19 protein-coding genes, 1 tRNA gene and 1 riboswitch are annotated in these 22,389 nt (G+C 69.3%); of the genes, 12 read left to right on the top strand and 8 right to left on the bottom strand.

The annotated features are described in order from the left end of the window. The first annotated feature begins 18 nt into the window (after positions 1 to 18). Positions 19 to 210, top strand: a riboswitch (cyclic di-AMP (ydaO/yuaA leader). Between the two features lie 4 nt (positions 211 to 214). From ACIA8X_RS28625 to ACIA8X_RS28605, 5 genes are all read left to right on the top strand, one after another. Further along, the gene (locus ACIA8X_RS28625; protein ID WP_393455305.1) at positions 215 to 904 is read left to right on the top strand and encodes a transglycosylase family protein; all 690 of its coding nucleotides are present in this window, start codon (positions 215 to 217) and stop codon (positions 902 to 904) included. Positions 905 to 1,248: 344 nt separating this feature from the next. Further along, positions 1,249 to 2,535, top strand: coding sequence for a phosphopyruvate hydratase (eno, locus tag ACIA8X_RS28620; RefSeq protein WP_093904782.1), 1,287 nt, complete (start codon positions 1,249 to 1,251; stop codon positions 2,533 to 2,535). Positions 2,536 to 2,650: 115 nt separating this feature from the next. Further along, positions 2,651 to 3,133 carry a septum formation initiator family protein gene (locus ACIA8X_RS28615; protein WP_393455308.1) on the top strand — a complete coding sequence of 161 codons (483 nt, stop codon included), beginning with the start codon at positions 2,651 to 2,653 and terminating at the stop codon, positions 3,131 to 3,133. A gap of 351 nt (positions 3,134 to 3,484) precedes the next feature. Beyond that, a complete protein-coding gene (locus ACIA8X_RS28610) occupies positions 3,485 to 4,084 on the top strand; it encodes a DUF501 domain-containing protein (RefSeq protein WP_393455311.1) in 600 nt (199 codons plus the stop codon). Beyond that, positions 4,081 to 5,052, top strand: coding sequence for an exopolyphosphatase (locus ACIA8X_RS28605; RefSeq protein ID WP_399459440.1), 972 nt, complete (start codon positions 4,081 to 4,083; stop codon positions 5,050 to 5,052). Before ACIA8X_RS28610 ends, ACIA8X_RS28605 begins: the two co-directional genes overlap by 4 nt. 77 nt (positions 5,053 to 5,129) lie before the next feature. On the opposite strand, the gene ACIA8X_RS28600 is transcribed toward ACIA8X_RS28605, so the two are convergent. Further along, positions 5,130 to 5,366, bottom strand: a complete 237-nt coding sequence (locus ACIA8X_RS28600; protein WP_399459439.1) for a hypothetical protein — start codon at positions 5,364 to 5,366, stop codon at positions 5,130 to 5,132. Positions 5,367 to 5,914: 548 nt separating this feature from the next. On the opposite strand from ACIA8X_RS28600, the gene ACIA8X_RS28595 reads away from it, so the two are divergent. Then, positions 5,915 to 7,294, top strand: a complete 1,380-nt coding sequence (locus ACIA8X_RS28595; RefSeq protein ID WP_393455317.1) for an NAD(P)/FAD-dependent oxidoreductase — start codon at positions 5,915 to 5,917, stop codon at positions 7,292 to 7,294. Between the two features lie 94 nt (positions 7,295 to 7,388). Here the strand turns inward: ACIA8X_RS28595 and ACIA8X_RS28590 are convergent, their stop codons facing one another. Further along, complete coding sequence (locus tag ACIA8X_RS28590; protein ID WP_399459438.1) at positions 7,389 to 7,994, bottom strand: hypothetical protein; 606 nt, start codon at positions 7,992 to 7,994, stop codon at positions 7,389 to 7,391. A gap of 261 nt (positions 7,995 to 8,255) precedes the next feature. Between ACIA8X_RS28590 and ACIA8X_RS28585 the strand changes: the two genes are divergently transcribed. Beyond that, positions 8,256 to 9,569: a class I SAM-dependent methyltransferase gene (locus tag ACIA8X_RS28585; RefSeq protein WP_399459437.1), complete on the top strand. Its 1,314-nt coding sequence runs from the start codon at positions 8,256 to 8,258 to the stop codon at positions 9,567 to 9,569. A 90-nt stretch (positions 9,570 to 9,659) separates the two neighbouring features. On the opposite strand, the gene ACIA8X_RS28580 is transcribed toward ACIA8X_RS28585, so the two are convergent. Next, positions 9,660 to 12,194: an ABC transporter permease gene (locus ACIA8X_RS28580; protein ID WP_399459436.1), complete on the bottom strand. Its 2,535-nt coding sequence runs from the start codon at positions 12,192 to 12,194 to the stop codon at positions 9,660 to 9,662. Then, the gene (locus ACIA8X_RS28575; protein ID WP_393455330.1) at positions 12,194 to 12,964 is read right to left on the bottom strand and encodes an ABC transporter ATP-binding protein; all 771 of its coding nucleotides are present in this window, start codon (positions 12,962 to 12,964) and stop codon (positions 12,194 to 12,196) included. The genes ACIA8X_RS28580 and ACIA8X_RS28575 overlap by 1 nt, the downstream gene beginning before the upstream one ends. 393 nt (positions 12,965 to 13,357) lie before the next feature. On the opposite strand from ACIA8X_RS28575, the gene ACIA8X_RS28570 reads away from it, so the two are divergent. From ACIA8X_RS28570 to ACIA8X_RS28560, 3 genes are all read left to right on the top strand, one after another. Beyond that, positions 13,358 to 13,441 (top strand) — tRNA-Leu (locus ACIA8X_RS28570). Between the two features lie 124 nt (positions 13,442 to 13,565). Further along, positions 13,566 to 14,741 (top strand): 4-hydroxybenzoate 3-monooxygenase, encoded by a 1,176-nt coding sequence (locus ACIA8X_RS28565; protein ID WP_393455333.1) that lies wholly within the window; start codon positions 13,566 to 13,568, stop codon positions 14,739 to 14,741. A gap of 215 nt (positions 14,742 to 14,956) precedes the next feature. Next, positions 14,957 to 15,853: a Bax inhibitor-1/YccA family protein gene (locus tag ACIA8X_RS28560; protein WP_393455336.1), complete on the top strand. Its 897-nt coding sequence runs from the start codon at positions 14,957 to 14,959 to the stop codon at positions 15,851 to 15,853. Positions 15,854 to 15,919: 66 nt separating this feature from the next. Here ACIA8X_RS28560 and ACIA8X_RS28555 read toward each other — a convergent pair whose 3' ends face one another. Further along, a complete protein-coding gene (locus ACIA8X_RS28555) occupies positions 15,920 to 16,150 on the bottom strand; it encodes a DUF4287 domain-containing protein (RefSeq protein ID WP_093904792.1) in 231 nt (76 codons plus the stop codon). 104 nt (positions 16,151 to 16,254) lie between these two features. Here ACIA8X_RS28555 and ACIA8X_RS28550 point away from each other — a divergent pair, with 104 nt between their 5' ends. Next, entirely contained in the window at positions 16,255 to 16,566 is a 312-nt protein-coding gene (locus tag ACIA8X_RS28550) for a hypothetical protein (RefSeq protein WP_393455339.1), read from the top strand. Between the two features lie 165 nt (positions 16,567 to 16,731). Here ACIA8X_RS28550 and ACIA8X_RS28545 read toward each other — a convergent pair whose 3' ends face one another. The 3 genes from ACIA8X_RS28545 to ACIA8X_RS28535 form a co-directional block, all read right to left on the bottom strand. Further along, positions 16,732 to 17,523: a hypothetical protein gene (locus ACIA8X_RS28545; protein ID WP_393455569.1), complete on the bottom strand. Its 792-nt coding sequence runs from the start codon at positions 17,521 to 17,523 to the stop codon at positions 16,732 to 16,734. Positions 17,524 to 17,828: 305 nt separating this feature from the next. Beyond that, complete coding sequence (locus ACIA8X_RS28540) at positions 17,829 to 19,049, bottom strand: acetyl-CoA C-acetyltransferase (protein ID WP_399459435.1); 1,221 nt, start codon at positions 19,047 to 19,049, stop codon at positions 17,829 to 17,831. A gap of 340 nt (positions 19,050 to 19,389) precedes the next feature. Further along, positions 19,390 to 20,424 (bottom strand): SGNH/GDSL hydrolase family protein, encoded by a 1,035-nt coding sequence (locus tag ACIA8X_RS28535; protein WP_399459434.1) that lies wholly within the window; start codon positions 20,422 to 20,424, stop codon positions 19,390 to 19,392. Between the two features lie 166 nt (positions 20,425 to 20,590). Between ACIA8X_RS28535 and ACIA8X_RS28530 the strand changes: the two genes are divergently transcribed. Next, complete coding sequence (locus ACIA8X_RS28530) at positions 20,591 to 21,979, top strand: cystathionine beta-synthase (protein WP_393455348.1); 1,389 nt, start codon at positions 20,591 to 20,593, stop codon at positions 21,977 to 21,979. Positions 21,980 to 22,389 lie beyond the last annotated feature (410 nt).

Raw genomic sequence — 22,389 nt, 5'->3', positions numbered from 1 at the left:
GCCGTACGGGAACAGTCGTCGCGTCAAGCGCCGTAGGCAGGAGCGGGGGACCCAAGGTTTGTGCCGGGTCCGGCAGTTGAGGCCCTTCGGGGCCGCACGGCCGGAGTCGGCTTGGGGTGAAGTCGCGTGCCAGCACCAGCGGTACGCGGCCGGGCAACTCAACCGGCCCGAACCCGACAGCTCACCTCGCAGGCGTCGGTGAGGGGATCCTTCCATGCTGTTTTCCAGCAAGGGCAAGCACCGTCGTCCGTCCAAGGCCGCTCGTGCCATCGCCGTCGTCGGCGTCACCGGTGCCGCCGCCGTCGCCGCTCCGCTGATGGCGGCCGGCAGTGCCTCCGCCGCCACCGCCTCCGAGTGGGACGCCGTCGCCCAGTGCGAGGCCGGCGGCAACTGGTCGATCAACACCGGCAACGGCTACTACGGCGGTCTGCAGTTCTCCGCCTCCACCTGGGCCGCGTACGGCGGCACCGCGTACGCCTCCACCGCCGACCAGGCCACCAAGGCCCAGCAGATCGAGATAGCCGAGAAGGTCCTCGCGGGCCAGGGCAAGGGTGCCTGGCCGAACTGCGGCACCGGCCTGTCGAGCGCCGCGTACAACGGCTCGTCGAGCGGCTCCTCGCAGAGCAGCGAGACCACCACGCGCTCCACCGAGCAGCAGTCGGCCTCCCGCTCCGCCGAGCGTCCGGCCGCCGAGAAGAAGTCGACCAAGACCGTCACCACCCCGACCGGCGAGAAGGTCAAGAAGGGTGACGGCGAGTACAAGGTCGTCAAGGGTGACACCCTCAGCACGATCGCGGCTGAGCACGACGTCAAGGGCGGCTGGGAGAAGCTGTTCAAGCTGAACAAGGACATCGTCGAGGACGCCGACCTGATCTACCCGGGCCAGCAGCTGCACCTGAAGTAACAGCGGGTCGGTAGCTGAACCACAGGGCCCTCACATCCGTGGACCTCATAGTGAAGACCTCGTGAGGGTCACCCCCGTCCCCCACGGGTTCCCCGCTCCGGTGCGTGTTCCCCCGTACGCACCGGGGCGGGGTTTTTTGTGCGCCCGGGTCGAGTGCCCCGACTCGGCACCCCGGACTCGGCGCCCCGGACTCGGCACCCCGGGTTTTTGTTCCGTTCGGAAACAATTTGCCATCGGTTCTGTTCACGGAGCGGTCGACCGCTGGCCGATCGCCCGGAGCCGGTTAGGCTCATCTCGCAGCACCCTCCGGGGTCTGCGTACCCACGTCACATCCCAAGAAGGAGATGCTCGTGCCGTCCATCGACGTCGTCGTAGCCCGGGAAATCCTGGACTCCCGAGGCAACCCCACGGTCGAGGTCGAGGTCGGCCTCGACGACGGCAGCACGGGTCGTGCCGCCGTTCCGTCCGGCGCCTCGACGGGCGCCTTCGAGGCCATCGAGCTCCGCGACGGTGACCCCAACCGCTACCTGGGCAAGGGTGTCGAGAAGGCCGTCCTCGCCGTCATCGAGCAGATCGGCCCGGAGCTCGTCGGCTACGACGCCACCGAGCAGCGCCTGATCGACCAGGCGATGTTCGACCTGGACGCCACCGACAACAAGGGCTCGCTCGGCGCCAACGCCATCCTCGGCGTCTCCCTGGCCGTCGCCCACGCCGCCTCCGAGGCGTCCGACCTCCCCCTCTTCCGCTACCTGGGCGGCCCGAACGCGCACCTGCTGCCGGTGCCGATGATGAACATCCTGAACGGCGGCTCGCACGCCGACTCCAACGTGGACATCCAGGAGTTCATGATCGCCCCGATCGGCGCGGAGTCCTTCTCCGAGGCGCTGCGCTGGGGCGCCGAGGTCTACCACACCCTCAAGAAGGTGCTGAAGACCAAGGGCCTGTCCACCGGCCTCGGCGACGAGGGCGGCTTCGCCCCGAACCTGGAGTCCAACCGCGCCGCGCTCGACCTCATCATCGAGGCCATCAAGCAGGCCGGTTACGTCCCCGGCGAGCAGATCGCGCTCGCGCTCGACGTCGCCGCGTCCGAGTTCTACAAGGACGGCTCGTACGAGTTCGAGGGCAAGTCCCGCTCGGCCGCCGAGATGACCGAGTACTACGAGGAGCTCGTGGCGGCCTACCCGCTCGTCTCCATCGAGGACCCGCTGTTCGAGGACGACTGGGCCGGCTGGAAGGTCATCACCGACAAGCTGGGCGACAAGGTCCAGATCGTCGGCGACGACCTGTTCGTCACCAACCCGGAGCGCCTGGCCCGCGGCATCGAGGAGGGCTCCGCCAACGCCCTGCTCGTCAAGGTCAACCAGATCGGTTCGCTGACCGAGACCCTGGACGCCGTCGAGATGGCCCAGCGCAACGGCTTCAAGTGCATGATGTCCCACCGCTCCGGCGAGACCGAGGACGTCACCATCGCCGACCTCGCCGTCGCGGTGAACTGCGGCCAGATCAAGACCGGCGCCCCGGCCCGCTCGGACCGCGTCGCCAAGTACAACCAGCTCCTGCGCATCGAGGAGATCCTCGACGACGCGGCGGTGTACGCCGGCCGCTCGGCCTTCCCGCGCTTCAAGGGCTGACCCGCTGACCCGCTGACCCCACCTGGGTAAGGCTTAGCCAGTCATACGTACGTCCCCGTACTCGGTCCCGTACCGTGTGCGGGGACGTACGCGTGTGAAACGGGAGGCGGGGAACATGGCCGTGAAGGACCGGGACCGGTTCTCCACCGCGACCAGGATCCGGTTGCTCGGCGAGCAGACGGCGGCCCGCGTCTACCGCTCCCAGACCAAGCGGCAGGCCCGGCGTTCCCGGCTCACCGGACGCGCCGCACTGCTCGCGCTGGTCCTCTGCTCCATGATCGTGGCGCTGGCCTACCCGATAAGGCAGTACGTCTCGCAGCGCGCCGAGATCGCCGACACGCAGCGGCAGAAGGAAGAGGCCGCCCGGCGGGTCGAGGAGCTGCGCGACACCAAGGCACGCTGGCAGGACGACGCGTACGCCGAGCAGCAGATCCGGCAACGGCTGCACTACGTGATGCCCGGGGAGACCGGCTACATCGTGATCGATCCTGACGCGGCCAAGCAGTCACGGGCCGACGTGGCCGCGGCCGACCGCCCCTGGTACGCGAACATCTGGGACGGCATCGACAAGGCCGACGCGGATGCCTCCGGCCACTGAACGGCCACCCGCCCTGGTCGGTGAGCGGCCACTCGCCGTGAACCTGGCCACTCGACCTGGTCGGTGGATCCGGCCACTGGACCCTGGTCGGCGAGTCCGGCCAACGAGTCGGCTGGTGAATGCGGCCGGGGAACTGGTCGGTGAACCCGACCGATGACCCCAGCCGGTGGATCCGGCCACTGGACCTCGGTGGGCGAGTCCGGCCAACGAGTCGGCTGGTGAATGCGGCTGGCGAACTGGTCGGTGAACCTGACCAACGACCCCGGCCACTCCACCCCTGCCAACCCGCCCCCCCCGCCAACCCACCCCCGCCAATCAACCCGGCCCGTGAACACCGATAGAAAGACAGGCATGGAAACGCCCCCGCCGCCCACCCCGCGTACCGAGCCCACCGACGCGGACGTCGAGGCCTTCAAGCAGCAGCTCGGGCGTCCGCCGCGCGGGCTGCGCGCGATCGCGCACCGGTGTCCGTGCGGGCAGCCGGACGTGGTCGAGACGGCCCCGCGGTTGCCCGACGGCACGCCCTTCCCGACGCTGTACTACCTGACGTGCCCCAAGGCGGCGTCGGCGATCGGCACGCTGGAGGCGAACGGCGTGATGAAGGAGATGACGGCGCGGCTGGAGACCGACCCGGAGCTGGCCGCCGCGTATCGCTCCGCGCACGAGGACTACATCCGGCGCCGTGACGAGATCGAGGAGCTGAAGGGCTTCCCGAGCGCGGGCGGCATGCCGGACCGGGTGAAGTGCCTGCACGTCCTGGTCGGCCACTCCCTGGCGGCCGGTCCCGGGGTCAACCCCCTCGGCGACGAGGCGATCGCCATGCTGCCGGAGTGGTGGGCCAAGGGCCCCTGTGTGTCTCCGTTGGCGACGCAGGAGGACATCAAGAAGCTCGGTGCGAACGGCGGCGGCTTCTTCGAAGCGACCCCGCTGGGCGAGGAGGACGACAAGTGACCCGCGTCGCCGCCATCGACTGCGGCACGAACTCCATCCGGCTCCTCGTCGCCGACGTCGACCCCGCCACCGGCGAACTCGTCGACCTGGACCGCCGTATGACCATCGTGCGGCTCGGCCAGGGCGTCGACCGTACGGGCCGGCTCGCCCCCGAGGCGCTGGAGCGGACCTTCGCCGCCTGTCGTGACTACGCGGAGGTCATCAAGGAGCACGGCGCCGAGCGGCTTCGCTTCGTCGCCACCTCCGCGTCCCGGGACGCCGAGAACCGGGACGAATTCGTGCGCGGGGTCATGGACATCCTGGGGGTCGAGCCCGAGGTCGTCACCGGCGACCAGGAGGCCGAGTTCTCCTTCACGGGCGCGACGAAGGAACTGACGGGGCGGGAGGACGTGCACCGGCCCTACCTCGTCGTGGACATCGGCGGCGGGTCGACCGAGTTCGTCGTCGGCGAGGAGCACGTCCGCGCGGCGCGCTCCGTGGACGTCGGCTGTGTGCGGATGACCGAGCGTCACCTGGTCCGCGAGGGCGTCGTCTCCGACCCGCCCTCCGAGGAACAGATCGCGGCGATGCGGGCCGATATCGAGGCCGCTCTCGACCTCGCCGAGGAGACGGTGCCGCTGCGCGAGGCCAGGACCCTGGTCGGGCTCGCCGGCTCGGTCACCACGGTGTCGGCGATCGCCCAGGACCTGCCCGAGTACGACTCGACCCGCATCCACCACTCCCGGATCGGCCACGACCGGGTGCGGGAGATCACCGACTGGCTCCTGCACTCCACGCACGCGGAGCGCGCGGCCGTACCGTCCATGCATCCGGGGCGAGTTGACGTCATCGCGGCGGGTGCCCTCGTACTGCTGGCGATCATGGAGCGGATCGGTGCGGAGGAGGTCGTGGTCAGTGAGCACGACATTCTCGACGGCATCGCCTTCAAGGTGGCGGAGGACGCCGAGGTGGGCAAGCGCGGCGACTGACCTGCTGTGACGCGGAACGGCCCCGGTACCTCGTGGGAGGAACCGGGGCCGTCGTGTCAGCCCGTGCGGGCTGTCCGTCAATTGCAGAGGAGCACTAGCAGACCGCTGCAACTCCCTCCGTCGCCGTCGTGGTCGTGGTGATGGCCGTGACCGTGACCGTGGCCGTCGTAGGCAGCCGTGGCCTTCGTGGCGACGGGTGAGGCGGCGGCGGATGCAGCCGTCGCTGCCCCTGCTGCGAGAGCGATGCCCAGGGCAGCGCTGACCGTGACTATTCGAGCGGTGGCCCGCTTGAGGGCCTTCTGTGAGGTGATCATGGCTGCACGCTATGCACACTTCTGTCCAAGCGCGCGCGGAGTGCCGCTGACGGGTGAACGGTGATCCAGATCGCTGCCGGAGGGTGGTTCGCGTCTCGTTTGTTACTGGGCGGTAGTCGTCGGCTGAGCAGGTCGGCTAGCGTATGAGCGCCTCCGAGAGGCGCCTTGCGGCCCCCTTCGCCACCCGCTACGAGGGCCCGCCGAAGAAACTTCGTGAAGTTCTTCACAAGGAATTCGGCCCTGTCGAAGCACGGACGGGCGCCGGTTGACCCTTCCGAGGGGTGAACAGGGCCTTGAACATGTTCAGATGGGCGGTGTAAGGAGGTCGCGGGAGGCTGGCGCGGAAGGGCGTTTCGGGCCGCTCACAGGGGGCCCGATAACGCAGAGAGGCAGCTCACGCGGCATTGACAACGGGTCGTAGCGCAACCGGGTTCCCGATCGCGACCATGACCTGGGTCACGCGGGCCGGGGAGTGTAGCACAGGGCATGCAAGAGCTTGTGAAGGGGCGCACGAGCGACCCCCCTGAGGCGGGTGGATACTCGATGGCATGAGCACCACGGAGCGTCCCAGGATCCTCGTAGTAGGCGGTGGGTACGTAGGCCTGTACGCAGCTCGGCGCATCCTCAAGAAGATGCGCTACGGCGAGGCGACCGTCACGGTCGTCGACCCCCGGTCGTACATGACCTACCAGCCCTTCCTCCCCGAAGCCGCCGCCGGCAGCATCTCCCCGCGCCACGTCGTCGTCCCGCTGCGACGCGTGCTGCCCAAGGCGGAGGTCCTCACCGGTCGGGTCACCACCATCGACCAGGACCGCAAGGTCGCCTCGATCGCCCCGCTGGTCGGCGAGGCGTACGAGCTGCCCTTCGACTACCTGGTCATCGCGATGGGCGCGGTCTCCCGCACCTTCCCGATCCCCGGCCTCGCCGAGCAGGGCATCGGTATGAAGGGCATCGAGGAGGCCATCGGCCTGCGCAACCACGTCCTCGAGCAGCTGGACAAGGCCGACTCCACGACTGACGAGGAAATCCGCCGCAAGGCGCTCACCTTCGTCTTTGTCGGCGGTGGCTTCGCGGGTGCGGAGACCATCGGCGAGGTCGAGGACATGGCCCGCGACGCGGCGAAGTACTACACCAGCGTGTCCCGTGAGGACATGCGGTTCGTCCTCGTCGACGCCGCCGACAAGATCCTGCCCGAGGTCGGCCCGAAGCTCGGCCAGTACGGCAAGCAGCACCTGGAAGCCCGCGGGGTCGAGGTCTACCTCTCCACCTCCATGGACTCCTGCGTCGACGGCCACGTCGTGCTGAAGAACGGCCTTGAGGTCGACTCCAACACCATCGTCTGGACGGCCGGCGTCAAGCCGAACCCCGCCCTCGGCCGCTTCGGTCTGCCCCTCGGCCCCCGTGGCCACGTCGACTGCGAGACCACGCTCCAGGTCAAGGGCACCGACTACATCTGGGCCGCCGGCGACAACGCCCAGGTCCCGGACCTCGTCGGCCGCAAGGCGGGCAACGAGAACGCCTGGTGCCCGCCGAACGCCCAGCACGCGCTGCGTCAGGCGCGCGTCCTCGGTGACAACGTGATCTCCGGTATGCGGGGCTTCCCGCAGAAGGACTACGAGCACGCCAACAAGGGTGCGGTGGCCGGTCTCGGCCTGCACAAGGGCGTCGCGATGATCGTCATGGGCAAGATGAAGATCAAGCTCAAGGGCCGTCTCGCCTGGTACATGCACCGTGGCTACCACGGTCTGGCGATGCCGACCTGGAACCGCAAGGTCCGCGTCTTCGCCGACTGGACCCTCGGTATGTTCCTCAAGCGCGAGGTCGTCTCCCTCGGCGCGATGGAGCACCCGCGCGAGGAGTTCTACGAGGCCGCCAAGCCGGCCCCGGTCGCTGCCGCGAGCAAGGGCGAGAAGGCCAAGGCCTCCTGACTCTCGGACCTCTCGTCACCACCCCGAAGGGGCCGCCCGCCATCCGTGGTGCGGGCGGTCCCTTCGGCATTGCGCTCCCGAGGGCTTCGGGCGGTCAGAGAGCCCGGCCGGGCTGGCCGCCGGCGGGCAGCTGGACGCTGTCGAGGAGCTGCTTGTAGTCCGCTTGCACGGTGTCCGGCTCCGTGCTGACGCCGACCGCCGCGATCTGGACCACGTAATCGCCCGTGTAGATGAAGCCGACACGGCCGGCGGTGCCATCAGGGGCAGCGATGTCCGCATGGAGCGTGGGATGGCCGTCAGCCGTGGTGCCCGTACTGACGTTGGTACTTTCGATCTTCTCCTCGGCGGACTGCGCGGGCTCGTTGTAGCCGGACACGTAGCCCTCGAGGGCGGAGTCGAGATCGTTCTGACCAGCACCGGACGATTCGACGACCGAGAACTGGGCGATCATGGAGTCGGTCTCCGCTAGGTACGTACGACCGCCAGGCAGATTCTCGACCTTGGGTTTCGCGGGAAGCTCGGCGGTGATGCCGCTGTGAGCATCCTTGGTCTCCACCCAGCGGGCATCAGCCGCGGTGACGCTCGGGGCGTGCGGCGCCGGGGCGGCGAACGCGGTGCCCGGCAGGAGGGCACCTCCGGTGATCACCGTGGTCGAAGCGGTCAGTAGGGCGAGGCGCTGGAAGCGGGAAAGTCGAGTCATGGCCGTTCACATCCGTAGGAAGCAGGGAAAGCGGATACGTCCATTAGGGCCCGCTGCCCGGGGCCCGTCATGCCACGGCCTTTCGTGACAGGACAACTCGGGACTTGACACCGGCCGCGATGCCGTCGGCGTCCTGGACAGCGACGCCCGGATGCTCTGACAATTTGCCCAAACGTGACACCGTGGCGGGACAGCGTCGCGGGCGTTCTGGTGTTTACGTTGTTGGACATTCCGGGATTCCTCGTCACGGAGGTGTGCGCCATGCCAGACGCCGCGGTGCGGCTGAAGGACCTTCTCGAACAGTTGCTGGGAGTTCCCCTCCCGGTGCGCATCCGCACCTGGGACGGTTCGCAGGCGGGGCCGCCGGGCGCGCCGACACTCGTCGTACGCAATCGCCGTGCCGTACGGCGGCTGCTGTTCAAGCCGGGTGAACTGGGCCTGGCCCGGGCCTGGGTGGCCGGGGACATCGACATCGAAGGGGACCTCTACGCCGCCCTCGATCTGCTCGCGGGACTCGTGTGGGAGCGGGGGGAGGACGCCAGGAGCCTGGCTCAGGCGCTGCGGGACCCCGAGGTGCGGGCCGCCGTCCGCGGGCTCGTCCGGCTCGGCGGACTTCCGCTGCCGCCCGCGCCGCCCCCCGAGGAGGTGCGCCGGGCCCGCGGCCATCTGCACACCAAGCGCACCGACAGACGCGCCATCAGCCACCACTACGACGTCGGCAACGACTTCTACGAAATCGTCCTCGGGCCGTCCATGGTGTACTCCTGCGCCTACTGGTCGGCCCCGCCCCCGGACGGCACTCTCGAAGCCGCCCAGCACGACAAACTCGACCTCGTCTGCCGCAAGCTCGCCCTCGGGCCCGGCCTGCGGTTGCTCGACGTCGGCTGCGGCTGGGGCTCCATGGCCATGCACGCGGCCCGCGAGTACGGCGTGAGCGTCGTCGGTGTCACCCTCTCCCATGAGCAGGCGGCCTACGCCCGTAAGCGCATCGCCGGCGAGGGACTCACCGACAAGGTGGAGATCCGCGTACAGGACTACCGGGACGTCGACGACGGGCCGTACGACGCCGTCTCCTCCGTCGGCATGGCCGAACACGTCGGCGCCGAGCGGTACCTGGAGTACGCCGATGTGCTGTACCGGCTCCTGAAGCCCGGCGGGCGGCTGCTCAACCACCAGATCGGGCGGCGGCCGCAGCGCGACGAATCCTCGTACCAGGTCGACGAGTTCATCGACTCCTACGTGTTCCCCGACGGTGAGCTCCAGCCCATAGGCGTCACCGTCACCCAGCTCGAGCGGGCCGGCTTCGAGGTGCGCGACGTCGAGTCGATCCGGGAGCACTACGCCCTGACCCTGCGCCGCTGGGTCGACCGCCTGGAGGCCGACTGGGCGCGGGCGGTCAAGCTCACCGGCCCGGGGCGGGCCCGCGTCTGGCAGCTGTACATGGCCGCCTGCGCACTGGCCTTCGAGCGCAACCGCATCGGCGTCAACCAGGTCCTGGCGATCAGGACGCCCGACTCCGGTGACTCCGGGATGCCGTTGCGGGCCCGTGAGTGGGGTGCGCCCGGGCGGCGTTGACCGGACGCGGGCAACCGCAGGCGACCGCAAGGAAAGGGCCGGGCTCCCCCGTCACGGGGAAGCCCGGCCCTTCGGTGGGGCGGGACGTGGTCACTCCGCCTTGATCGCGTTCAGCATGTTCAGCCGCGCGGCGTTGCGGGCCGGCCACAGCGCGGCCAGGACGCCCACCAGAGCGGCCAGCACCAGGAAGATCCCGATCCGGTCCCAGGGCAGGACCAGCGTGTAGCCCGGGATCTGGTCCGCGATGGTCTCGCCGATCGCCCAGCCGAGGAACGAGCCGAGGCCGATGCCGACCACCGCGCCGAACACCGAGATGACCACGGCCTCCAGCCGGACCATCCGCTTCACCCGGCGCCGGTCCAGACCGATCGCGCGCAGCATGCCGATCTCCTGCTGCCGTTCGAAGACCGACATCGCGAGGGTGTTGACGACACCCAGCACGGCGATGATCAGGGCCATCGCCAGCAGGCCGTACATGATGTTCAGCATCGTGTTGATGACGCCGCCGAACTCGTTGCGGATGTCCTGCTGGTCCATGATCGTCATCGCGGGGTTGTCGCCCAGCGCGTCGACGAGGACCTTCTCGTTCGCCGAGGACTGGCCGCCGTCCACCTTCACGAAGATCTGCTGGATGCTGGGTTGCACCTCGTGCGGGTTCACGACCTTCGTGTCGACGAGGACGGGGGAGAGGAACTCGCTGTCCTTGAAGACGGCACCGACCTTGAGCGTGCCCTTCTTCTCGTCGTTGAAGGTGACCGGGATGCTGTCGCCGGGCTTCCAGCCCTTGTTCTTGGCCGTCTTCTCGGCGACCGCGATCTGACCTTCGGCGAGCGAGCCGATGTTGCCGCTGACGACGTCGACGTTCAGGACCTGCTCGATGTCGCCCGGCGTGACCGCCGAAGCGGACACGAAGTCCTCGCCGCCGAGCTGGAAGTAGGTGCTCTGCTGCGGCGAGACCGCCGAGACGCCCTTGGCCTTCTCCAGCGCCGTCAGCGCGGACTGGTCGAGGTCCCCGCCGTTCGCCATCGAGACCATGTAGTCGGCCTTGATGTTGTCCGTGGTCATCTTGTCGATGGCCTTGCCGACCGTGACACCGAGCACCGACAGGCCGGTCACCAGCGTCAGTCCGATCGCCAGCGCCGAGGCGGTGGCGCCGGTACGGCGCGGGTTGCGGACGGCGTTCTGGCCGGCCAGCTTGCCGGCCACCCCGAAGGGGCCGACGAGCAGCGGACGGACGAGCGCGATCACGGGCCGGGACAGCAGCGGGATCAGGATGATCACACCGATCAGCGCGAAGAACGCGCCCGCCCCGATGTACATCCGGCCGTCGTCGCCGCCGGTCGAGGCACCCGCCACGATCGCGGCGGCGCCGAGGGCGGTAATGGCCGCACCGATGGAGTTGCGCACCACCAGCGACTTGGTGGTGGCCACCGCGTGGACGCTGTTCATGGCCGCAACCGGCGGGATCTTCGCGGCCCGGCGGCCGGGCAGCCAGGCGGCGAGCATCGTGATCAGCACACCGACGCTGATCGCGGCGATCACCGGCGTGGCGGACAGGATCAGCGGGCCGTCCGGGATCTTCATGTCGAACGCGGCCATCCCGGACCGCAGTCCGACCGCGAGGCCGATGCCGAGGACGAAGCCGATCACCGAGGCGACCAGGCCCACCACCGCGGCCTCGGCGAGCACCGAGCGGGTGATCTGCTTGCGCGACGCACCGACGGCGCGCATCAGCGCGATCTCCTTCGTGCGCTGGGCGACCAGCATCGTGAAGGTGTTGGAGATCAGGAAGATCCCGACGAAGAGCGCGATGCCCGCGAAGCCGAGCAGGACCTGCTTGAGCGAGCCCAGACCCTGTTCGATCTGCTCGGCCTGTTCGTCGGCGAGCGCCTGGCCGGTCTTGGCCTCGGCGCTGTCCGGCAGCAGCGGCTTGACCGCGTCCAGGATCCTCTTGTCGTCCGCGCCGGGGGCGGCGGTGACGGTGACGCCCTCGAAGTAGCCCGGCTTGAGGTACTGCTTCTGGGCGACCGCGGTGTCGAAGAGGACGAGGCTGCCGCCGGCGTTCACGGCGCCGTCCTCGGTGGTGAACACGCCGCTGAGGGTGTACTCCTTCACCGGCCCGTTCGTGGCGACCCGGACCCGGTCGCCGACCTGGTACTCGCCCTTGGTCGCGGACTCCTTGTCCAGGGCGATCTGATCGTCCTTCACCGGGCCGGAGCCGTCGGTGAAGGTGTAGGCGGAGTCCTTGCCGTCCTTGCCGGCGGCGAAGTTGGAGCCCTTGTTGGACCAGCCGACGCCGATCAGCTTCCCGTCGGGGTCGGCCACCCCGGCGAAGCCTTCGACCCGGCCGTAGGCGGCGTCGACGCCGTCCACCGCGGAGATCTTGTCGAGGGTCTGCCGGGAGATCCCGGGCTCTTCCTCGGCGTCGTCCGGGTTGGCGTACGAGGTGATGGCGACGGCGACGTTGTCGTAGCTCTTCGCCGACTGGTTGCGGAAGGCGTTGGAGAGGGTGTCGGCGAAGACCAGGGTGCCGGAGACGAACGCGACGCCGAGCATCACGGCGAGCACGGTCATCAGCAGCCGGGCCTTGTGCGCGAATACGTTGCGCAGGGCGGTGCGGAACATCAGCTGGTGCGGCCCTTCGCGTCGAACTGCTTCATGAAGTCGAGCACGTTGTCCGCGGTCGGCCGGTACATCTCGTCGACGATCCGTCCGTCGGCGAGGAACACCACCCGGTCCGCGTACGCCGCGGCCACCGGGTCGTGGGTCACCATCACCACCGTCTGCCCCAACTCCCGTACGGAGTTGCGCAGGAAGCCCAGCACCTCGGCGCCGGAGCGCGAGTCGAGGTTTCCGGTCGGCTCGTCGCCGAAGATGATCTCGGGCTTGGAGGCCAGCGCGCGGGCGACGGCGACGCGCTGCTGCTGGCCGCCGGAGAGCTGGGTGGGGCGGTGGCTGAGGCGATCGGCCAGGCCCACCATCCGGATGACCGAATCCAGCCACTGCTTGTCAGCCTTGCGGCCCGCGATGTCCATCGGGAGGGTGATGTTCTCCAGGGCCGTCAACGTCGGCAGCAGGTTGAACGCCTGGAAGATGAAGCCGATCTTGTCCCGGCGCAACTTGGTCAGCTGCTTGTCCTTGAGGGAGCCGAGCTCGGTGTCGCCGATGCGCACCGAACCGGAGGAGAAGGTGTCCAGACCGGCGACGCAGTGCATCAGCGTGGACTTGCCGGAGCCGGAGGGGCCCATGATCGCGGTGAACTCGGCCTGCCGGAAGTCGACGGAGACCCGGTCCAGGGCGACCACCTGGGTCTCGCCCTGTCCGTAGATCTTCGACAGATCCGTGGCACGCGCGGCCACGGCGGTGGCCCGGCCGGCGATGGATGCGGTGGTCACGAGAGGAACGCTCCTGGGGGACGACGATGTGTTCGATGGACGTCATCCATCGTCCTGGCCGAGAGGCGCCGTGTAGTCAGTCGCTGTTCTGGTTCCGAAGACAGACTGCGGATGGACCGGACCCGGCTGTGTCATACCTGAGGATGACGAGGACCCCTGACAGGTGTTCGGATCGAGAACAGGTGGAGCGTCCTCGTTTGGACGGTGAAATTCCGTCATTCCGTATGCGCCGTCGACCGTCGCACGTAAGGCTATTGGCAAGTGCGGATGGCGCGTTCCGTGGGCTGATGCACCCTCAGACGTCAATAAAATAAGACAACATCGGTCCGCCCGTCCGCTGTTCGGGGGATGTATCCCGATAGGCTCGGAACCTCGATGCGGAGCCCATGGCCTGCCCAGATGGTGGAATGCAGACACGGCGAGCTTAAACCTCGCTGCCCCTTCGCGGGCGTGCCGGTTCAAGTCCGGCTCTGGGCACTTCCGACGTTCGTCGATCGCTGCAGCATTCATTGACACCTCGTGACGAGGGGAGCACACTCCTGTTCGGAACTTGGTGAATGAAATTTCACCAGACGAACAACGCGAACAGAGAGGTTCGGCGATGCGCACCACCGTCGGCATCATCGGAGCGGGCCCCGCCGGCCTCCTCCTCGCCAGGCTGCTCCACAACGCAGGCATCGACTCGGTCGTCCTGGAGAGCCGCGACCGCGCCTACGTCGAGCACCGTCAGCGCGCCGGAATCCTGGAGCAGGGCACGGTGGACGTGCTGCGCGCGGCCGGCGCCGGGGAGCGGATGGACCGCGAGGGCCTCGGACACGACGGCATAGAGCTGCGGTACGACCGCAAACGCCACCGCGTCGACTTCCCCGCCCTCACCGGCGGCCGGTCCGTGATGGTCTACGCCCAGACCGAGGTCTGCAAGGACCTCATCGCCCTCCAACTCAAGGAGGGCGGCCCGCTGCTGTTCGAGGCGGAGGCCCTGGCGGTCGAGGGCGCGGACACCGGCGGCCCGCGCGTCCGGTTCCGGCACCAGGGCGGCGAGGACGTTCTCGAATGCGACTACGTCGTCGGCTGCGACGGCTTCTGGGGCGTGGCCCGCAAGGCGATCCCGACGGAGCTGACCCGGGTCTTCGAGCGGACGTACCCCTTCGGCTGGCTCGGCATCCTCGCCGACGTCGCCCCCTCGCACGACGAGCTGGTCTACGCCCGCCACGACCGCGGCTTCGCCCTCCTCTCCATGCGCTCCCCGTCCGTCTCCCGCCTCTACCTCCAGGTGCCCGAGGGCACGGACCCCGAGGAGTGGAGCGACGACGAGATCTGGGCGGAACTGGAGCGCCGCTTCGAAACGGCCGACGACTGGCGGCTGGAACGCGGCCCCATCACCCAGAAGTCGGTCACGCCCATGCGGTCCTACGTCCACGAACCCATGCGGTACGGCCGCCTCTTCCTGGCCGGCGACGCGGCGCACATCGTGCCGCCGACGGGCGCCAAGGGGCTGAATCTCGCCGTCGGCGACGTCGTCACCTTCGCGCGTGCGCTGACGCACGAGAAGGAGACGGGTTCGACCGAGCTCCTCGACGCCTACTCCGAGACCTGTCTGCGCCGGGTCTGGCAGGCCGAGCGGTTCTCGTACGACATGACGACACTGCTGCACCGCGCCCCCGACGCCACGCCCTTCGAGGACCGGCTCCAGCTGGCGCGACTGGAGCGGATCGCGGGGGCGCGGGCGGCCGAGACGGACCTCGCCGAGGGGTACACCGGGTTCCCGTTCGGGTGACCGCACGCGCGGGCCGAGGGAGTGATCTCCGATCGGTTCCGGCCACGTACCAGGTTCGTCATGAATGAGACCCTCCGTGGCCGGGAATCACCCGGCCGCGTAGCGTGTTGCGCGACACGACGAGGGAAAGATCCTCCCCAAGCACTAGGGTCAATCCTTTGCCTACCTATTACTCTTGACGCCAAGGCCGCGCACGGTGGCCATGGAGGAGTGAAATGAGGAGCAGCAACCCGGTCTTCTCGCGACGGGGGTTCAGCCGCGACAACGGCCACGCGGGCTTCAACACCGCGCCGCAGGCCGGGGGCACCGCTGTCGGCACGCAGGGCAACCCGTACGCCCAGCCGCAGGCCGGCAACCCGTACGCGCAGAACCCCTACGCCCAGCAGGACCTCCAGTACGGCGCGCCGCCGCAGGCCCCGGCCACCACCGGCCGGATGACCATCGACGACGTCATCCTGCGCACCGGCACCACGCTCGGCACGCTGATCGTCACGGCCGCGCTCGCGTGGTTCCTGCTGCCGGTCGACGCCGCGAACATCAACCGGTCCTACGGCATCGCCATCGGCGCCGGTCTGGTCGGCATGGTGCTGGCGCTCGTGCAGTCCTTCAAGCGCAAGGCCTCGCCCGCGCTGATCCTGTCGTACGCCGCGCTCGAGGGTGTCTTCCTCGGCGTCGTCTCCAGCGTCGTCGACGAGCACATCGCCAGCGGTGCGGCCATGCAGGCGGTGCTCGGCACGATGGCGGTCTTCGCCTCCGTGCTGGTCGCCTACAAGGCCGGCTGGATCCGCGTCAACCGCCGCTTCGTCGGCTTCGTGATGGCGGCCGCGCTCGGCTTCATCCTGCTGATGGCGGTCAACCTGCTGTTCGCCGTCTTCGGCGGCGGTGACGGCCTCGGCTTCCGCAGCGGCCCGCTCGGCATCGTCTTCGGCGTCGTCGGCATCCTGCTCGGCGCCTGCTTCCTCGCCCTGGACTTCAAGCAGGTCGAGGACGGCATCGCCTACGGCGCGCCGCGCGAGGAGGCCTGGCTCGCGGCCTTCGGTCTCACCATGACGCTGGTGTGGATCTACATGGAGTTCCTGAGGCTCATCTCGATCCTCAACAGCAGCGACTAGTCTCCGACGGTCGTGCAACGAAGGGCCCCGGGTTCGTCCCCGGGGCCCTTCGGCGTCTGTGCGCGCCTAGAGGAATTTGCGCGCCGCCCTCCTCAGGTCGTACTCGTGGATGATCGCCTTCGCGTGGCCGTACGCGAGGTCGTATTCGTGGCGAAGCCAGCTGACCTTCTCCTCGAAGCGGACGAGGGCCGGGCCTTCTTCTACGGTGCGGAGCCAGTCGGAGACTTCACGACCGGTGCAGTGGGGGATGCGGGCGAGCATGTTGCGGTGGGTCTCCTCGGAGAGGACGTGGGACATCGGCGCCTCCGGACGCAAAGGGGATGTAAGCCGGTCCTTCAGGTCACCGTGCCTGAGCGTTCGCCCGTTGGCAACAGTCGTGGTGGGACGCGTAGGTTTGTGGCGTGGTTGATACGACGCCCTTGACTCGTGCCGTTGATCACTTCGCCGACCGTTTGAGGGCTGCGCCTCAGAGTCGGCTGCAGAGGGGCGCCGCCGGGGAGGCGCTGGGGTTGGCCCGGGAGTTCGCCCGGTGGGCGCAGGTTCTGGAGGCGCCCGGGGTTGAGCCTCGGGAGATGCCTGACGCGGGGATGTTTGCCGCGGCTGATCAAGTCACCGTTGCCGTGCATGACTTGGCGGTGGTTCTTGAGAGTGAGGATCAGGTCGCTGAGGCGGTGCGGTTGGTTGCGGATGCGCAGAAGCGGGCGGGGGTCTGAGGTTCGTTCGGCGGGTGCGGGTGCGGGTGCGGGTGGTGTGTGGCTGGTCGCGCCCACGCGGCGGAGCCGCAAATCGATACAGCCCCGCGCCCCTGGCGGCGCTGCAGTTTCTCGGCGCCCAAGAAGTGCTCCGAGCTCCTCGGCGCCCAAGAAGTGCCCCAGGCACTAAAGGCTTGCTATGACCCTGTCCGCCAGGATGTAGACGTTCTCCTCGCCGCACGCGAACGTCAGGGTGTACGCGCCTGACACTCCGGAGCCGCCCAGCAGTACCGGTGTCTCGCCTGCGCGCAGGGATGTTGCCAGGCGTTCTGCCGTTTCGCGGTGGCCCGGGGTCATGCAGAGGGTGGTGCCGTCGGCGAAGACGTAGACGTCGAGGGTGCCGAGGGGGCCGGGGCGGACGTCGGTCAGTTCGGTGGCGGAGGCGGCCAGGTCCTCAAGGGTGGCCACCGTGCGCTCGTGATCGTTCACGGTCGGTGAGGAGACCGGGACGAAGTCCGGGTGGGAGGGGTGACGGCGGCGGGCCGCGGCCAGTTCCGGGGACTCCCCGGCGAACTCGTCGGCGTCGGCGGTCGGCTCGGACACCGGCTCCAGGTGCTCCAGGCCCGCGAAATCGGCCTGACGGGGCAGGAACAGCTCGCTGTCGGACAGGCCCAGCAGCGTGGGTGCGTCGGAGGCGTCACGGGCCTCCTGGGCGGCCCAGAAGGCGCGTGCCTCGGCCAGCTCCCGCTCGCGTTCCTCGGCGAGTGCCTCGGACACCGCGGCGCGTATCTCATCGGCGTCGGCGGAGAGGCGGGCCGGTGGGACGAGGCCGCGGGTCCTGTCGGCGTTGTTCTGGTTGCTCTGTGCCAGCTCGGTGTGCAGGGCCGCGACCTGTCGGCGCAGCACCATGAGGGTGCGCAGGACGGCGACGCCCACGGCGCCGGTGGCGGCCGTGGTGACCAGCAAGGCGATCGGCATGGCGCTCACTGACGTACTCCCGGTTCAAAGTCGACCCCCGACTTCCTACATCAGCTTGAAGGGCGGACTATCCAGCTGTCAGTGCGTAACGTCACGAAACGGACAGGACTTTGGGCCTGGGGTTTGGTGCTGCAACGGCTCTGAGCTGCGTAAATCCCTCCGCAGAGGGAGATAGGTCACATCCTGGGGGAGATTGGATCACAAATCGGCCCAGAACCTTGGTGTTTCCCAGGTTCTGGGCCGAAGGCTCACGATGGGTCGTGAGTTGACTACTCAGGGGCTTGGCGTGGAGGGCTTCAGGGGCGTCAGCTGAGGCGCTCGATGACCATCGCCATGCCCTGGCCGCCGCCGACGCACATCGTCTCCAGACCGAACTGCTTGTCGTGGTGCTGGAGGGAGTTGATGAGCGTGGTGGTGATGCGGGCGCCGGTCATGCCGAAGGGGTGGCCGACGGCGATGGCGCCGCCGTTGACGTTCAGCTTGTCGATGTCGATGCCCAGGTCGCGGTAGGAGGGGATCACCTGGGCGGCGAACGCCTCGTTGATCTCGACCAGGTCGATGTCGTCGATGGTGAGGCCGGCGCGGCCCAGGGCCTGCCGGCTCGCCTCGACCGGGCCGAGGCCCATGATCTCGGGGGAGAGGCCGGAGACGCCGGTGGAGACGATGCGGGCGAGCGGGGTGAGGCCGAGCTCGCGGGCCTTGGTGTCGGACATGATGACGAGGGCCGCCGCGCCGTCGTTCAGGGGGCAGCAGTTGCCGGCGGTGACGAGGCCGTCGGGGCGGAAGACCGGCTTGAGGCCTGCCACGCCCTCCAAGGTAACGCCGGGGCGGGGGCCGTCGTCCTTGCTGACGACCGTGCCGTCGGGGGTCGTGACCGGGGTGATCTCGCGCTCCCAGAAGCCGTTCTTGATGGCTTCCTCGGCGAGGTTCTGCGAGCGGACGCCGAACTCGTCCAGTTCCTGGCGGGTGATGCCCTTCGCGCGGGCGAGGTTCTCGGCGGTCTGGCCCATGGCGATGTACGGGTCGGGGATGAGCCCGTCCTCGCGCGGGTCGTGCCAGGTCGTGCCCTCCTGCTGGGCGACCTCGGCGGTGCGGGCCTCGGCCTCGGCGAAGAGGGGGTTGTGCGTGTCGGGGATGCTGTCGGAGTTGCCCTTGGCGAAGCTGGAGACGACCTCCACGCCGGCCGAGATGAAGACGTCGCCCTCGCCGGCCTTGATGGCGTGCAGGGCCATGCGGGAGGTCTGGAGGGACGAGGAGCAGTAGCGGGTGATGGTGCAGCCCGGGAGGTGGTCCATGCCCATCTGTACGGCGACGATGCGGCCGAGGTTGTTGCCCTGCTCGCCGCCGGGGAGGCCGCAGCCGAGCATCAGGTCGTCGATGTCGCGCGGGTCCAGCTCGGGGACTTTGGCGAGGGCGGCCTGGATGATCGTGGCGGCGAGGTCGTCGGGGCGCAGGTCTTTCAGGGAGCCCTTGAAGGCGCGGCCGATGGGGGAGCGGGCGGTCGAGACGATCACGGCTTCGGGCATCACGGCTCCAGTGGCATACCGGGGGTCGGGCAGGGCTGTGAGGGAAGTTACCCGTACGTATGGGTGAGGTCACGGGCGTGGCGGTGTGACCCTGGCCGCAATTTTCTAAGCGCTTGCTTGGGCCTCCGGCGGTTGAGCCGGGAACGGTGCGGGTGGGTGGGGCACCACCTCTGGGGGCTGCCGCCCCCAGACCCCCGCTTCGGCCCTGAAGGGGCCTTGTCCTCAAACGCCGGACGGGCTGGACTACTCAGCCCTCCGGCGTTTGAGGAGCGGGGTCTGGGGCGGAGCCCCAGAAGGATGGGACGGGTAGGGGCGGCGGGGGCGAAACCCTCCCGGCCGCTCACGACGACGGCGTCACCGGAGCCCGGTCCGGCTCGGGCACCCGACGCCGCCGGCGGCGCTTCAGCAGGGCCCACGGCCCCTTCGGCCCCGTCGGCATCGCGGCCGTGACCTCCGTGCCCGCCTCCGACGCGGCCTCGGCCGCCGCCCGGGCCACCGGGAGGAAGCCCTCGCGACGGGTGACGTCGGGGCGCTCCTCCTCCGCCGGCCAGAGGCCAAGGGTCGCGCAGACCGTCGGCAGGACCGCCATCGCCGCTGTCGCGTACCCCTCCGCCGAGGGGTGGTAGTTGTCGGGGCCGAAGAGCTCCCGCGGGTTCGCCGCGAACTCCGGGCCCAGCAGATCGCCCAGCGACACGGTGCGGCCGCCCTGCTCGACGACGCCGATCGTCTGGGCGGCCGCCAGCTGGCGGGAGGCCCGTCGCGCCAGCCAGCGCAGGGGCTGCTGGACCGGTTCGATCGTGCCGAGGTCGGGGCAGGTGCCGACCACCACCTCCGCACCGGCCGTGCGCAGACGCCGTACCGCCGAGGAGAGGTGACGCACCGAGCGCGTCGGCGGCATCCGGTTCGTGACGTCGTTCGCGCCGATCATGATCACGCAGACGTCGGGCGTCAGAGCGGGGTCGGCGAGTACCAGGGCCACCTGGCGGTCCAGGTCGTCCGAACGGGCGCCCGGCAGGGCCACGTTGCGCAGGATCACCGGGCGTTCCGCCACCGCCGCCAGCCCCGACGCCACCAGCGCCCCCGGCGTCTGCCCCGCCCGGTGCACACCCTGGCCCGCGGCCGTCGAGTCACCCAGGATCGTCAGACGCAGCGGCGGTTCCCCGGAGGAGTCGGTGGAGTCGTACATGTGGCCGTAGCGGCCGTCGGCGTTGGGTACGTGGTTGTCGGTGCCGTTGCCCACATGGCGCCTGGCCAGCCGCACCTCGGCGAGCAGCAGACCGACACCAGCCGCACCGACCAGGCCGATCCCGCCTCCGCCGTACGCGGCGCCGGCCGCGATCCGCCGGGCCACCCTCGCCCTCGACATGCTCGTCATGCGTCGCCGCCACCTCCTCATAGCCGTACATCCACTGCTTGCCCCGCACGGACCGTGGCCCAATCCCAACGGCGAGTGAACGACCTTCACCGACCCCTGCGGGCCACCGGGCCTTAGGCTGGCGGAACCACTACGACCACCCCTTTTGCAGCATCCGGAGACAACGGTGCATTTCCACGATTCGATGATCAGTCTCGTCGGCGACACCCCGCTGGTGAGGCTCAACAACGTGACCAAGGGCATCCAGGCCACCGTCCTGGCCAAGGTCGAGTACTTCAACCCGGGCGGCTCCGTGAAGGACCGCATCGCGCTGCGCATGATCGAGGCGGCGGAGGAGAGCGGGGCGCTGAAGCCCGGGGGCACCATCGTCGAGCCGACCAGCGGGAACACCGGTGTCGGCCTCGCCATCGTGGCGCAGCAGAAGGGGTACAAGTGCATCTTCGTCTGCCCTGACAAGGTCAGCACCGACAAGATCAATGTGCTGCGGGCGTACGGGGCTGAGGTGGTCGTATGCCCCACCGCCGTCGACCCTGAGCACCCGGACTCCTACTACAACGTCTCCGACCGGCTGGTCCGCGAGACCCCGGGCGCCTGGAAGCCGGACCAGTACTCCAACCCCAACAACCCCCTCTCCCACTACCACTCCACCGGCCCCGAGCTGTGGGAGCAGACGGAGGGGAAGATCACCCACTTCGTGGCGGGCGTCGGCACGGGAGGGACCATCTCCGGCACGGGCCGCTACCTGAAGGACGTCAGCGACGGCAAGGTGCAGGTCATCGGCGCCGACCCCGAGGGCTCCGTCTACTCCGGCGGATCCGGGCGGCCGTATCTCGTCGAGGGCGTCGGTGAGGACTTCTGGCCGACCGCGTACGACCGCACCGTCGCCGACGAGATCGTCGCCGTGTCCGACAAGGACTCCTTCCAGATGACCCGGCGCCTCGCCCGCGAGGAGGGGCTGCTGGTCGGTGGTTCGTGCGGCATGGCCGTCGTGGGGGCGCTGCGGGTCGCCGAGCGGCTCGGCCCGGACGACGTGGTGGTCGTGCTCCTCCCCGACAGCGGGCGTGGCTACCTCAGCAAGATCTTCAACGACGAGTGGATGGCCGACTACGGCTTCCTGGAGGACGAGGGCCCGAGCGCGCGCGTCGCCGACGTCCTCAACGACAAGGAGCACGGCGCCATCCCGTCCCTCGTCCACATGCACCCGGACGAGACGGTCGGTCAGGCCATCGAGGTGCTGCGCGAGTACGGCGTCTCGCAGATGCCGATCGTGAAGCCGGGCGCCGGTCACCCGGACGTCATGGCGGCCGAGGTCGTCGGGTCGGTCGTCGAACGGGAGCTGCTGGACGCCCTGTTCACCAAGCGGGCCTCCCTCGACGACCCGCTGGAGAAGCACATGTCGTCGCCGCTGCCGCAGGTCGGCTCCGGTGAGCCGGTCGGGGACCTGATGTCGGTGCTGGGCGCGGCGGACGCGGCGATCGTGCTGGTCGAGGGCAAGCCGACCGGCGTGGTCAGCCGGCAGGACCTGCTGGCCTTCCTCGCCAAGGGCGGAAAGTAACGGCGAACCTGCGGTGAACGGGGCCCGTCCGCGGCGAACTTGCGGTGACCGGGGCCGCTCGGGCCGTCGCGGAACTGGTACGAGCGCGTCACGTCCACGCAGCACCCGCTTAACACGGGTCCGGCACATTAGTGGGTGTCGGCAGGGCGGGAGCGGCTCCCCGCCCCGGCCGACGCCGAACGTCCAAGGACCTCCGGAGCGGCTCCCGGACCTCCATGGACGCCACGGACGCGCAAGCCCGGCCCTGACCCGGCTCGCGTCCTTCGCGGGGACCGCCGTCGTCCCGCCCCCCGGCAACGGGGGTGCGGCGGTCCCCGCGCACATCTCTTCCGGCGCGGCTCACGCCCCTGCGGTGGCCCAACTCCCCGGAGCGGAGCTGCGGCTGCACACCGACAACCCCAGGACCGTCG

Origin of the sequence: Streptomyces sp. NPDC051738, from assembly GCF_044453205.1 — a bacterium.
Classification (GTDB): Bacteria; Actinomycetota; Actinomycetes; order Streptomycetales; family Streptomycetaceae; genus Streptomyces.
This window is presented reverse-complemented; position numbering and strand designations above follow the sequence as displayed.

What these genes read in the sequence shown, in the direction of transcription:
- ACIA8X_RS28595 (WP_393455317.1), top strand. Translation starts at nt 5,915, where the DNA reads ATGAGCACCACGGAGCGTCCCAGGATCCTCGTAGTAGGCGGTGGGTAC.
- ACIA8X_RS28610 (WP_393455311.1), top strand. Translation starts at nt 3,485, where the DNA reads ATGGAAACGCCCCCGCCGCCCACCCCGCGTACCGAGCCCACCGACGCG.
- ACIA8X_RS28545 (WP_393455569.1), bottom strand. Translation starts at nt 17,523, where the DNA reads ATGCCGATCGCCTTGCTGGTCACCACGGCCGCCACCGGCGCCGTGGGC.
- ACIA8X_RS28590 (WP_399459438.1), bottom strand. Translation starts at nt 7,994, where the DNA reads ATGACTCGACTTTCCCGCTTCCAGCGCCTCGCCCTACTGACCGCTTCG.
- ACIA8X_RS28535 (WP_399459434.1), bottom strand. Translation starts at nt 20,424, where the DNA reads ATGACGAGCATGTCGAGGGCGAGGGTGGCCCGGCGGATCGCGGCCGGC.
- ACIA8X_RS28560 (WP_393455336.1), top strand. Translation starts at nt 14,957, where the DNA reads ATGAGGAGCAGCAACCCGGTCTTCTCGCGACGGGGGTTCAGCCGCGAC.
- ACIA8X_RS28540 (WP_399459435.1), bottom strand. Translation starts at nt 19,049, where the DNA reads ATGCCCGAAGCCGTGATCGTCTCGACCGCCCGCTCCCCCATCGGCCGC.
- ACIA8X_RS28625 (WP_393455305.1), top strand. Translation starts at nt 215, where the DNA reads ATGCTGTTTTCCAGCAAGGGCAAGCACCGTCGTCCGTCCAAGGCCGCT.
- ACIA8X_RS28585 (WP_399459437.1), top strand. Translation starts at nt 8,256, where the DNA reads ATGCCAGACGCCGCGGTGCGGCTGAAGGACCTTCTCGAACAGTTGCTG.
- eno (WP_093904782.1), top strand. Translation starts at nt 1,249, where the DNA reads ATGCTCGTGCCGTCCATCGACGTCGTCGTAGCCCGGGAAATCCTGGAC.
- ACIA8X_RS28615 (WP_393455308.1), top strand. Translation starts at nt 2,651, where the DNA reads ATGGCCGTGAAGGACCGGGACCGGTTCTCCACCGCGACCAGGATCCGG.
- ACIA8X_RS28580 (WP_399459436.1), bottom strand. Translation starts at nt 12,194, where the DNA reads ATGTTCCGCACCGCCCTGCGCAACGTATTCGCGCACAAGGCCCGGCTG.
- ACIA8X_RS28555 (WP_093904792.1), bottom strand. Translation starts at nt 16,150, where the DNA reads ATGTCCCACGTCCTCTCCGAGGAGACCCACCGCAACATGCTCGCCCGC.
- ACIA8X_RS28600 (WP_399459439.1), bottom strand. Translation starts at nt 5,366, where the DNA reads ATGATCACCTCACAGAAGGCCCTCAAGCGGGCCACCGCTCGAATAGTC.
- ACIA8X_RS28565 (WP_393455333.1), top strand. Translation starts at nt 13,566, where the DNA reads ATGCGCACCACCGTCGGCATCATCGGAGCGGGCCCCGCCGGCCTCCTC.